The 12,297-nt window shown below is 43.1% G+C and carries 11 protein-coding genes and 2 pseudogenes; 3 read left to right on the forward strand and 10 right to left on the reverse strand.

All coding sequences use genetic code 11. From position 1 onward, the window contains the following. Positions 1–374 precede the first annotated feature (374 nt). The 3 genes and pseudogenes from HRU42_RS04425 to HRU42_RS04435 all read right to left on the reverse strand — a co-directional run bounded on the left by HRU42_RS04425 (position 375) and on the right by HRU42_RS04435 (position 3,336). Positions 375–1,405 (reverse strand): annotated as a pseudogene (locus HRU42_RS04425) (transposase). A gap of 205 nt (positions 1,406–1,610) precedes the next feature. Continuing rightward, on the reverse strand, positions 1,611–2,321 hold the full coding sequence (locus HRU42_RS04430; RefSeq protein ID WP_295029135.1) for a hypothetical protein: 711 nt from the start codon (positions 2,319–2,321) through the stop codon (positions 1,611–1,613). Positions 2,322–2,665: 344 nt separating this feature from the next. Further along, a pseudogene (locus tag HRU42_RS04435) lies at positions 2,666–3,336 on the reverse strand (hypothetical protein). A 274-nt stretch (positions 3,337–3,610) separates the two neighbouring features. Between HRU42_RS04435 and HRU42_RS04440 the strand changes: the two are divergent. Beyond that, a complete protein-coding gene (locus HRU42_RS04440; protein ID WP_295029136.1) occupies positions 3,611–3,811 on the forward strand; it encodes a hypothetical protein in 201 nt (66 codons plus the stop codon). Positions 3,812–3,905: 94 nt separating this feature from the next. On the opposite strand, the gene hemG (HRU42_RS04445) is transcribed toward HRU42_RS04440, so the two are convergent. Then, positions 3,906–4,445: a menaquinone-dependent protoporphyrinogen IX dehydrogenase gene (hemG, locus tag HRU42_RS04445; RefSeq protein ID WP_295029137.1), complete on the reverse strand. Its 540-nt coding sequence runs from the start codon at positions 4,443–4,445 to the stop codon at positions 3,906–3,908. Between the two features lie 198 nt (positions 4,446–4,643). Between hemG (HRU42_RS04445) and HRU42_RS04450 the strand changes: the two genes are divergently transcribed. Then, positions 4,644–4,949 carry a metalloregulator ArsR/SmtB family transcription factor gene (locus HRU42_RS04450; protein ID WP_295029138.1) on the forward strand — a complete coding sequence of 102 codons (306 nt, stop codon included), beginning with the start codon at positions 4,644–4,646 and terminating at the stop codon, positions 4,947–4,949. 318 nt (positions 4,950–5,267) lie between these two features. Here HRU42_RS04450 and HRU42_RS04455 read toward each other — a convergent pair whose 3' ends face one another. The 4 genes from HRU42_RS04455 to HRU42_RS04470 all read right to left on the reverse strand — a co-directional run bounded on the left by HRU42_RS04455 (position 5,268) and on the right by HRU42_RS04470 (position 8,579). Next, positions 5,268–5,711 (reverse strand): MarR family winged helix-turn-helix transcriptional regulator, encoded by a 444-nt coding sequence (locus tag HRU42_RS04455; RefSeq protein ID WP_295029139.1) that lies wholly within the window; start codon positions 5,709–5,711, stop codon positions 5,268–5,270. 3 nt (positions 5,712–5,714) lie between these two features. Beyond that, positions 5,715–6,125 carry a polyketide cyclase gene (locus tag HRU42_RS04460; protein WP_295029140.1) on the reverse strand — a complete coding sequence of 137 codons (411 nt, stop codon included), beginning with the start codon at positions 6,123–6,125 and terminating at the stop codon, positions 5,715–5,717. 932 nt (positions 6,126–7,057) lie between these two features. Continuing rightward, positions 7,058–7,708: a metalloregulator ArsR/SmtB family transcription factor gene (locus HRU42_RS04465; RefSeq protein WP_295029141.1), complete on the reverse strand. Its 651-nt coding sequence runs from the start codon at positions 7,706–7,708 to the stop codon at positions 7,058–7,060. Positions 7,709–7,847: 139 nt separating this feature from the next. Next, positions 7,848–8,579, reverse strand: coding sequence for an MBL fold metallo-hydrolase (locus HRU42_RS04470; RefSeq protein WP_295029142.1), 732 nt, complete (start codon positions 8,577–8,579; stop codon positions 7,848–7,850). Positions 8,580–8,670: 91 nt separating this feature from the next. On the opposite strand from HRU42_RS04470, the gene HRU42_RS04475 reads away from it, so the two are divergent. Next, complete coding sequence (locus HRU42_RS04475; protein ID WP_295029143.1) at positions 8,671–9,972, forward strand: MFS transporter; 1,302 nt, start codon at positions 8,671–8,673, stop codon at positions 9,970–9,972. A 118-nt stretch (positions 9,973–10,090) separates the two neighbouring features. Here HRU42_RS04475 and hemG (HRU42_RS04480) read toward each other — a convergent pair whose 3' ends face one another. Continuing rightward, on the reverse strand, positions 10,091–10,618 hold the full coding sequence (gene hemG / locus HRU42_RS04480) for a menaquinone-dependent protoporphyrinogen IX dehydrogenase (RefSeq protein WP_295029144.1): 528 nt from the start codon (positions 10,616–10,618) through the stop codon (positions 10,091–10,093). Positions 10,619–10,723: 105 nt separating this feature from the next. Continuing rightward, positions 10,724–12,181, reverse strand: a complete 1,458-nt coding sequence (locus tag HRU42_RS04485; protein ID WP_295029145.1) for a TrkH family potassium uptake protein — start codon at positions 12,179–12,181, stop codon at positions 10,724–10,726. Positions 12,182–12,297 lie beyond the last annotated feature (116 nt).

The raw sequence follows: 12,297 nt of genomic DNA on the forward strand, positions 1-12,297 counted from the left end.
GTTTCTGGACATAAACGTGTTTACTTGTCGGATAACAAGTTTCTGAAATATCTGTTGTGGGTTCATGTGGCTGATTTTGTTATTTGGTTAGCTTTATGAATACCATAGCTTCATTGGTGTTTATTGCTTGCAGCAGGCTCATGTGTAAACACTTCTACGAGGCACCGCAAGCACATCCCTGTGGGCTCGGCCAAAACGTCTGACGTGAATGGATTCACAAATGCCGTGATAACAGGGATGTCATAGAACGGCCTTGTTTCGGAAGCTCGCAGCCGAGTTCACACCCTGTTATTGCTCTCTTCGATTCGGCTTTTATCGACCAGCCTTTTAACGTAGGAGCGGCTTCAGCCGCGAAGGCCTTTCCGAAGACCTTGCTAAGGAGATGGATGAAGTGCATGACTGCTGGCCTTGCCTTTACACCATAGTCCACAGTTATGCTGCTTTTTGAAAGCGCACATAGCATCCCAACGACCACTAATACCACTGTATTGGCGGCGAAACTCTTTCGCTGAGGTAATCCAAGCCTCGGGTGCAATGCCAAGTTCATTGAGTAATTTAGGCTGGCTTGAATCAATAAAACCTGTTTTATCAGGTCTAATGGCTCTGCCTGTCCAATCGATAAGTTGGAGGTAATCACAGAAATGAAATGGGATACCTGATTGAGTCGCTAGATGAGTAGCACCATCGAATTGGGCAAGGGGTTGGAGTGGCTCACTCGAGGTTGATGCTGATTTATCATCATTGGGTTTAGTGTTTTTATCAGAGGTATTTAGTTCGGTAATACGCTCCTGAATAGAAGTGAAATCAGATGTTTGGAGTGTATTAGCAATCCCGGCTCTGATAGGATTTAAATCCACGTACATCATGCATGCTAGCAGCGCCTGTTCATCGAGTAAGGCTTGGCTCTTAAAGCGCCCCTCCCAGAATGCCCCTTTGCACTCATCTTCGCGATTGGCCTTGCGCGCTATCTCTTCATTAAGGCACCTCATAAACCAACTAATACTCGATAAACGTTCCTGCCACTCAGCAAGTAGACCATCAAGCAGTAGACGCTCACCCTCGATTAAGGTGTCGCCATTCATGTATTTAGTCGCTACATCATGTCCTTTAGTCACCTTACACCAAAGTGTGATCACCTCGCGGTTAGACAGCGACTTAGCTCTATCAAGGTCAATTTTAAGCACTAGATGATAGTGATTATTCATCACCGCATAGGCACAGACATCGATACAAAAAATAGCAGAAAGAGCCTTAACTTTTTCGACAATCCAGCCGCGTCTATGCTCGAAACTTTTACCTGTCAATTTATCTTCACCGCAAAGGTAAGCTCTTCTAACACACGATTTATTATATGATAAAACGGAGTCGATTCTGGGTCGATAAGGGTTCGTCGAGCTGAAGTCATAGAAGCTACCTCATAAAAAGCTAAATCAAGATAACTTAAAGCTTAGTAGGGGATAACTGAAAAGACAAAAGATATGGCTGTCCCGTCTTTTCGTAGACTAATATCTATAGCCACAAAAACCAATAAAATATTAAACCCAGCCACACCAATCCTTCCAAGATGAAATTCATAGGCTCAAAAATCACTTGTAAAACGACAATTAAAGCTAAAGCGGGAATACAACATTCTCATATATTGGCCTATCCCAAAAATTTAATTTCCTAAGCCTTAACACCCCTGAAGGTGATACCAATGTAGACAAACTAATTGCTGCTCTAGTTCCACCGTAGCTGATTGGAATGCCATTAGTCACGACCGAATCAACATAATAACTTATCTTGGATATAGCCTTAAATTTAGTGCCTACATGCTCTTGTTGATGAATAATTAAGTACTTTGCTTTGTTTTTTCTAGTGTCAATTTTAAAATATAACCAAAAATGAGTATCATCCCAAACCAAATTTTCATATCGATATCCGATAAATCTCGGGTCGGTACTATTTATTACATTGAAGTCTGTATCAAGTGAACTTATCCTTGGTATAAAAGAAAATTTATGGTCCACTTCAAAACTGTTAACGTTATAATAATAAAGGCCTTTTTCTTCTGGTAACGCAAATAAAAGGTAATTTGTTTGCGATCCATTAAGCATTATTAAGCTTTTATTCTCTTCCATCGTAAAAGTTAACTCGCTCTCGAAATTAGTAACAACTAAATCCTTAATTTCACTACAACAAGGCAAACCATAGTAGAAATCCGTACGGTCTTGATAGCTTTTTTTAGCATTTTCCACATAAGGCATTATCGTGTCAGAAGCACAGCCGGAAATAGTAATTATAAGAAAATTGAGTACAATCACTCTGACTAAATTTGACATTTTATTAATTCCTTTAACATCCATATCACTACACTGAATAAATCCATTATTTTGACAGTAGCATAATATCTATAGCCACATAAACCAAGAAAAAATTTAAACCCCAAATAACTAAGACACCCAATATTATTCTCTGTTAGATGGCCTGTGCCAGCTAGAACCAGATTGCCAGAGAAATTCATTGCTGTATAAATCCACCCTCCTGCCACGCCATACAATACTCAATAATTCTGTCATGAGTACAATTTCGACTATTCACTTGAAAATCAGACATAAAAATAACCAAGCAGCCATTTGGTTATGCTTGAATATAATAATTTGAAATGGATATCTCTGGGTCTTAACTAAGTGCCATCTAGCCATCGATGACAGTTGGCGGCTCCTTGTCGGCGCTTACGGTCAAGGTGTTCACAATACGCTGTTAACTCTTGGGTGTTACCTACGGGACCTTTGAAAATCTTAGTAAATTCTGAGGTCAGTTTTATCCAGTTTTCTGGTGGAATATTAAGTCTATTTAATATCTTGGCCGACTCTTGACTCATAGAGCCTCGCTTGCCAGCTCTAACGATGCGCCCTGTATCATCAACAAGTTGCAGGTAATCTTTAGCATTGAACATGAGTCCCTTAGGCATTGCTTTATGTTCGTTACCAACAAAAGGCAATAGTGTATTGGGCTGCTCACCGTTAAGCGCAGCCTTAATACGCAGTTTGATGCTAGTGAAATCTGAGGTTTCTGGTGTAACCGCCATCTTAGCGCGGATTGCCCTATCTATAATAAACAGTGGTCTACATAGGCCATACAGGCCTGTACAGCCGCTTCATCAAGCAGGGCATACTCCACATCAATACGTAATACGAGATGTAAATGGTGACTCCCATTTTTGTGAATTAAGAGGACGTAAGCACAAATATCAATGGCAAATACAGCTGCAAGTTCCAATAGTCGACTTTAAACACAAAAAAACCTTTCTAACACAACCAGATACGCAGTGGTAGAATAATCATCTTGTTAAATAAAAAGTTCCAAACTGACTAATTATTTTCTTGGTGTTGGCATAACAAACCCTCCTCAACAACTCTGACTTAAGCGTAGTCAAAGGATCTTAATCTGACAATCCTGGGTGTCTTGGTTGTTTGTCTTGGTTGTTTGAGCGAGGGATAGGGTGAATATGGCATAGCCATGAGCCTATGAACGAGAAGCATGGATGCTGAACTGGCCTTTTTATAGGGACATAATTGGCTGAACTGGCAGTTGTATATGGACATATTTGCCGAACTGGCCTTTAAACATGGACGTTGTTGGAAATCGCAGAGCCCACAGGGAAGACTCTTATGAAATCAAGAACCGGCGCCTCGCAGAACCTTCTCAAAATAAAGAGTGCACAATCCCCGCCGGACAGGCGATAGATAACCACGAAGGAGTGACCTTCAATGACATATTCCAACAGCAAAGGTCACTGGATTCCGGCTCAAAATACCTGCCGGAATGACGAAAAGTAACTACCTATTAGCAAATGAAGCCAACATAGAAAATGTAATCGGCCTTCATTTGAAGGCCCACTCTCAATAAAGCCAAGCTAAACGTTAGTTTGCCAGACTAACCAAGTGATCGGCATAAACTTTAACGTCATCCCAATCGGTGTAGTCGATCACCGACTTAGGGTCTGTTGGGCCATCTGTCATCTTCATGATCATCTGAATAGCGAGTCTGTCCCACCAACGCCATGAGGGGTAATCTACCTTACCGGCGATCACTTTGACGTCCTTAGGTTTCCAGGGAGAAAGCTCGATGAACTTCTGCAGATACTTGTTATTCTCCGGGATGCGCTTCTCGGGTTTACGCGCAACGACGTTGACGCTATAGAAGCTATTGGGAAGGCTATCTAAGGCTACTTGATGTTCAGTGGCAAAGGCGAATACCGATTTATCATAGCTGCCGTAGAGCACGCAGGCGCCTAAGGCGACACAATCATATTGCGACCAATTCAGGCCGCTTTTCGTCGCTTCACTGATGTGCATTACAGTGCATCGGTTGCCGCCGCTTTCAATTTGTTCGGCGACGGCGCGGCTGATCCTGGCGGTATGACCACCTCTGGAATAGTAAAGTACCAGTACTGACTTCATCGATATGTCCAATTGAAAACTATTTTCAGAGCTTATTGTTGCAGCAAGTCATTTTATAAACACAAGAATTGATCACAAATTAGCGCTAGCTCATATAAATAGAAGTCAAAATTGAGATCTGTAGCCAAGTTAGTATCATTGTCTTAGCTAAACGGCTCAATTAGAATAAACTAATCCAAGAGTGAAGTGAGTACAGGTATGCAAAACAATATCGATGTAAATGCCATGGTGACCAACGCTGAGAATGCGGCTAAGTGGTTAAAAGCGATTGCCAATCCGAATCGATTGATGATCTTGTGCCTACTACTGGATAATGAGTTGAGTGTGACTCAACTCAATGCGACAGTCCCGCTGAGCCAATCAGCCCTGTCTCAGCACCTTGCCGTCTTAAGAACTCAAGATCTAGTATCTACACGTAAGAGTTCGCAAGTGGTCTATTACTCACTCAAGAATGAGCAGGTCACTGCAATCATCTCGATCATGCATAAGCAGTTTTGTGCATAATTATTTTCGGATAGATCGGAGTCAGAGTACAAGCTAGCTGCGTTTATAATTTGGTGTCATTTCCGTATTAGCTAACTAACATCACTTAAATCTAAGAAACGCTATTTTTATAAATCAGCCAGTATAGATGCGGCTGCGAGCTTAAGTTTCAGGGTGAGGCTCTTCGAACAAGAAGCATAGCCATAAGCCTATGAGCGAGAAGCCTGGAAGCTGAACAGGCCTTTTATATGGAAATAATTGGCTAAACTGGCGACATATTTGCGAACTGGCAGTTAAACACGGAGCTTGTTTAAAACCGTAGTTCCCACTGCGGCCAATTTATGTTTCTAAGCTTTTAAGTTCCAAAATCAAAGATAAGAATTTATCTTTCTTTGCAGATCCTAATGATCCGAAAATTTTGTCATCTATCTCTTCAACAACACTGATTGCTTGCAGAGTTAAGCTTTGGCCTGTTTCAGACAAATTTAAAACAAAGCTACGTGAATCATTTGGTGCTTTATTTTTTACTACCAAGTTTTTTTCAACTAGATTTTTCAATGCCTTAGAAATGGTCATCTTATCAAGACTTGTTAAGGCTGATATTTTAGTTTGAGAGGGACTAGTTTGTTCTTTTTCACACCAAAGAGTGGTTGCTAGAATAACAAACTGTGTATGAGTTAACCCTAAAGGCTTCAGGTTTAGTGTGATTTCATAATTCCATTTGGTGTATAAATTCCAAAATTGCAATCCGATACTAGCAGTAGGGTTATCTGCTTTGAACATAACTTATTTCTCCGCTAAATATTTCAGACCCTTGAGTGTAATTGGAAAACCTCGCTTAATCGGCTTACCTATTAAATGGGCAAAAATAAAACTAAGTGGACCTTTGAATTTAACCCTATGTGTAACTAAGACAATATTACCTTTAGGCATTAAATCATGCTCAAAATACATAACACAAAGTGGTAATTTACTCTCGACAGTAAAGGATTTATTTTCTTCTACTTCTGATAGCAAGATTTTAGATTTCGGGCCTTTTGATGGAGTTAGGCTACCAATACTTCCCTCTATAAATGTACCATTTAAACTAGATTTTTTGACCTCTTTGTCCCACACATTCCAATTTTCGACGTCTTTATAAAGTGAGAATATGTGCTGTGGAGTCGAGTTCACCTCAATGCTTTCTTCGATAATCATGTACAATCCCTGTTAATGAATGACACATATAGTAAACCGGCTTACTATATGTGTCAATTTTACTGATAATCTCATATAAATTTATCGAGCCACTTAGCATAAAATCAGGCCATTTCACCACATATCTATTCTGACATTATGATCGCCCAATGGCCTGTAAGGTATTAATTTATTTTAAATTAAAATATCAATATGGTGAGGTTATGAGCCTGGGTAAGTGGATGGATAAGTGGACACCCATATTATTTTTGGCACTTGAACTTGGTGGGAACAGATTGCTGAGATCGAGTAATCCATTCTCCAAACGATGCTAAATAGCTGTAGTTACCTGCTATTTACTGCTTCTAGCGATAGATTTCTTATGGCGGAATTCTGATAACGAAAAATGACTGAGTAATTGTATTAACGAGGAATAGGGCAAAAATGAGTTACAAACTCAAGCTTAGAGTTGCCCACAAAACCTCAATCGAAGAGACAACTTATCTTGTAAATCAGCAGGTGTAGATGCGGCTGCGAGCTTCCAAAACAGGGTGAGGTATCACGAAGTTATACTCTCCGAACGAGAGGCTGGGTGAATATGGCATAGCCACGAGCCTATGAACGAGAAGCATGGATGCTGAACTGGCCTTTGTATATGGACATATTTTGCCGAACTGGCCGTTAAACATGGACGTTGTTTGATTTGGCAGAGCTTACAGGGCCAATTTTGTTCCATACAAAATTTGGCATTTCCTCCGTCCATGGAGGTCAGAGTACTCGCGGCGTCTCGTAGAAGTATTTGCACGTAAGTCCGCTGCAGGCTATAGATAACCATGAAGGTATGCCTCTAAAAACACCTCCCAATACCAAATCAGCCAGAAGCTAAACCAGAAAATATAATCAGCCTTCATTCGAAGGCCAGCAGAATGAGTTAGCCAAACTAATCAAATAGATCACACATAGGGTAATCCTGCGGCTTTCCATTCAGGAAATCCTTCTTCTAGCCTGAACGCCTCGATGCCTTTTTCTCGCAATGATTCAAGCATTTTATAGGAATATAGACAATAAGGGCCACGACAGTAAGCAATGACTATCTTGTCGGTGGCTAAATCCTGGATCTGCTTCTCAATTTCTTCCGGCTGAACGTTAATTGCCCCTCTGATATGGCCTTGCAAGAATTCCCTTTGGGGGCGCACATCTAGAATTAATAATTTTTGGTCATCAAATTTACTGACGAGTTCTTTGCTGGATATGGTCTGTTCTTTGGGTGTATTAGCGGTGATTTGCAGCATTAAACGATCCACCTCGGCTAGGTGCGTCTCGGCCGTTTTCCGCAGGCTGCTCATCAAGATAATCACATCATCACCGGCTAACCTATACAGGCGTCTCTTGCCGTCTTTCCTCACCAGCACCAGGCCATTTTGTTTCAGAATATGCAAGTGCCTGGAAGTATTGGCCAGCGTCAGCCCCACTAACAGGCTCAACTCTTCGACATTAGATTCGGCCTGCGCCAGATAATCAAGCATCTCGACCCGCTGAGGCGACCCTAGACTGTGAGCAATCAAGGCAAGTTGTTCAAACAATTGTTTTTTAATAACGCTCAAAATATACTCATAGTCATATTCAATATAATAATTGAATGTTAAGTAATTCCTGTTGCAGATACAATCGATTTTCTGAGATGTGAGCCTAATAACCACAAAAATAATATCGACGATGAGGCTGACACTCAGAACATCTAAATTAACCGACCATATTAGCCTCTACAATCTTAGTCATATCTTCCGGATGAGGCGGTAGAGTCGCTATGACTTCAGTAATAAAATCTGCTTTAGACAAACTTAATATCGGATTATTGAGTTTTTCATATCCTATGGTAGAGACTGGTTTAGCTGAAATGCCAGCACCACACGCACTGCCCGCTTTCGCGCCTGGGTGAATTTCGATATGGCTGTCCAGCGTCAACAATTTATCATGAATCGTGTCATAAAGACGGCCCGCCATTGCTAGCTCTTGACCGCGTAGATCCGGTCGACCAACACTGCCGACAAAAAGTGTATGTTGGGACAGTAAAAACCACGGATGCGGACCACGGGATCTATCGGTCACTAATAGACATATCGAATCTAATGTGTGTCCCGGTGTATGCAACACTTTCACCTCGACATTACCAGCCTTGATAATTTGTTGGTCTGCTAGGGCAACAAATTCAAAATGGGTCTCAGATGACTCGTGCAGCATGTATTGGGCGCCCGTTAGCGCCGCAAGAGCCTTACCACCAGAATAATGGTCCGCATGGACATGGGTGTCTATCACATAATGAATATTGACCTCTTTTTCCTTCGCTTGAGCAATATACCATTCAATATCATCAAGATGTACATCGACGGCAATAGCCTTGCCCTGACTCGCACAACCCAATAAATATGAAATAGAAGAAGGATCGCTGGGGATTTCTCTTTGTAGCATAAACATAAAGACAGACCTTTAAACATTCAATTGATTGATTGAATGTTAGAATATTGTTTGGTATTATGCAAACACTATTATTCATTTGGAGAAATTCATGCCACAAAGTTTAGGTCAAACAAACACCGATGGGCATTTTGAACCTCAGCAGGCTGTTTCTATAGAGCACGGCATACAAGCCAACATAAGACAGTTCAGCCTGAATCTGGTACAGATATTCTTGGTGGGCCTAACCATAGGCATGACACGCGTTGTCATTCCGGGTTTGGCTGAGTCAGAGTTTGGTTTGGCAGACGAGGCATTCTTTTTACTCGCCTCTTTCGTCGTGGTATTTGGGATCGTGAAGGCGGTGATGAACCTGTTCGCCGGAAAACTCAGTGAAACCTACGGTCGTAAAAAAATACTTATCCTGGGCTGGCTAGTCGCATTGCCTATCCCTTTCATCCTATTATATGCCCCCAACTGGAACTGGATTATTTTTACCACGGTGTTACTGGGTTTTAACCAGGGACTCTGTTGGTCTATGGCACTTAATAGTAAGTTAGACTTGGCAAAAAGCACCCAAAAAGGTCTGGTAAACGGCGTGAATGAGTTCGCCGGTTATGCCGCCGTCGGCATTGCAGGATTAGTGACAGCGTATATTGTGACCTTGTTTGGCCCTAGGGAAGGACTGTTTTATTTCAGTTTAACCGTGATCGTATTGGGACTCGTTCTGGCCAGGCTGACGATTGTTGAAACACTCCCCTGGGCAAAATTACATCAACAAAATGCACGAGTCGCTGATAAGACCGAGGAGACTAAGTCTCTGGGTCAATTATTCAAGTTGGCTTCCATCGAGAGTAAGCCTTTGTTTGCGCTGAATCAGGCAGGCTTGGTTGAGAAATTTACCGATGCTATCGTGTGGATTTTCCTGCCCATTTATTTTATGTCCCAAGGGATAACCCTGATTGAGTCGGGCGCTATCATAGCGATTTACGGTCTCGTTTGGGGCGCGGCCCAGCTAATCACAGGGCCATTATCAGACAAAATTGGACGCAAGGGTCTGATCGTCTGGGGCATGTGGTTTTGCGGCATCGGCATTATCGCCATTCCTTTCACCCAAGGCATCAGCCTATGGAGTCTCGAGGCGGCGTTTATCGGCATTGGCATGGCCATGCTTTATCCGAATCTAGGCGCATCGGTAGGTGACTTTTCCCCACCTCAATATCGGGCGAGTCTGGTGGGTATTTATCGTTTTTGGCGGGATTCAGGCTATGCCATCGGTGCGCTTGTTATGGGCATAATGGCCCAGTGGTCACAGGACTTGTTAATGCCATTTTGGTTTGTTGGCATTGCCATGTTCGTGTCTGGCTTGATAGTCCAGTTGTGGCTACCCAGTCGTCAGGTGGAACAGGCTTAAGTCGGCTTATGACGTAAAATGCCAGTCTCTCGACTGGCATTTTCGTTTGCACTCATAGGTGCCCTTGGTATCTATTGACGCCCCTTGGTCATCTACTGTTTATTGTTAACCGCTAACCTTATCTGTCAATAAAAGCTTGGCCGAACTCTTCCACTTGCTGCCAATCAGTAAACTCATAAGTCCCCTTGGTATCAGTAGGTCCCTTGGTCATCCACATGATAAAACGTATCATGGCCTTATCGAAGAATCGATATTTAGGGTAATCGATCTTACCGGCGAAGACGCCTAGCTGCTGGGGTTTCCATAATGAAAGCGATAGAAACTTCTTCATATAAGGATTGGTTTCTGGGGTATTCTTCTCCGGCTTTCTGGCAACCACATTCACGCTGAAGAAGGCATTTTTCTTGGCATTGAGTACGGCTTGGTGACGGTTGATATACTGATACAGTTCCGGTCTGTGCTTACCGTAACGGATACTGGCACCTATCAAGATCTTATCGAAGTAAGACAGGTTTAAACCTTGAGCTTCTTCCAGTGAAGCCAAAGTCACACTATCACCCGCACCTTCACTGATCCCCTGCACAAGCTCACAGATTGCTTTTGTTTGGCCATCGACAGTTGAGTAGATAATTAACGTATTGCTCATCAGATTTCCTGAATAATAAAGGTAGACATACCAGTGGCCACTCATGGACCATAAGTCTATATTAATTAAATAAAAATGTAGCCAATAATGCTATAAGGTAAAGCTCTAATTTCGCCAAAAAGTAGGCGTGAACAGCACCAGCAGCGTGAACACTTCGAGTCGACCAAACAGCATGGCTAACAAGAGTACCCACTTAGAACCATCATTGATGCTGGCATAGTTACTTGCCACTTCACCTAAGCCCGGACCTAGGTTATTCAGGCATGCTGCGGTAGCGCTAAAGGCGGTGATATTATCCATCCCCATCGCCATTAATGCCAGCATGCAGATAACAAAAACCAGGGCGTAAGCCGAGAAAAAACCCCATACCGCATCGATGACGCGATCGGGTAAGACTTTATTGCCGATCCGTATCGAGAACATGCCCCTAGGGTGTACCAGACGCTTTAGCTCACGGGAGCCCTGCTTAAGTAACAAGATCATCCGCATCACCTTGATACCGCCGGCAGTCGATCCACCACAGCCACCAATAAAGCTGGAGAAGATGAGTAACATAGGCAGGAATAGCGGCCACATGTGGAAGCTCTCGGTGCCGAATCCTGCCGTTGTCGAAATTGACACCGCCTGAAATAGGGCGTAATCGAAGGTCTCTTCCGCAGAATCATAGATCCCCGAGTGATAGAGAGTCGCGAAGCAGATCGCGGTCAACGCAAGTTGCACGATAATAAGCACCTTAAACTCGGCGTCCTTGAAGTAGACCCTAAGGTTAATACCTCGACGAGTGAAGGCGGCAAAGTGCAGGCTGAAGTTAAGCGCTGCGATCAACAGAAAGACCACACAGACCATGTTGATTGCCGTGCTCTCGAAATGGCCGATACTGGCATCATAGGTTGAGAAACCACCGATAGCGATAGTCGAGAAAGAGTGGCAGATAGCATCGAAGACATTCATTCCGGCCACCCAGTATGCGAAGGCACAGGCGACAGTCAGTAAGAAATATATATACCATAAAGCCTTAGCCGTCTCAGCTATCCTGGGGGTCATCTTACTGTCTTTCACCGGCCCGGGCATCTCGGCGCGATAGAGCTGCATTCCCCCGATACCAAGTACCGGCAGAATGGCTACGGCCAAGACAATGATCCCCATACCACCCAGCCATTGCAGCAGATGTCGGTAAAAGAGTATGGCCTTGGGTAGAGAGTCTAAGCCAACAATCACAGTGGCACCTGTGGTGGTTAGGGCCGAGAAAGACTCGAAGAAGCTGTCAGTAATGGATAGGTCAGGCTGACTAGAAAAGATAAAAGGCACAGCACCGATAGAACCCAACACGGCCCAAAAAAGTACCACTAAGAGGAAACCTTCACGGGTGCGAAGATCTTTCTTGTGGCTGCGATTGGGATACCAGAGCATGAAACCGAGAAATAGACTCAATACAAATGCCTGAATGAAGGCAGTACCGCCCCCATCCTTATAGATCACCGCCACCAGGGCCGGAGGAAGCAGAGACAGGGAAAACAAGCCCACGAGCAAACCTGTTATTCTTATTATCGTTCTATATTGCATCTAGGCCTATCTATTATTCATTAGCGAAACTCACTCCCCATAAGATGAGAGCGAAGAAAAACGCACATTTTGTCATTTTCGCACATTTCGATAACTCAGCACAGGAACAAATAATC

Source organism: Shewanella sp. (assembly GCF_013214165.1).
Taxonomy (GTDB): Bacteria; Pseudomonadota; Gammaproteobacteria; order Enterobacterales; family Shewanellaceae; genus Shewanella.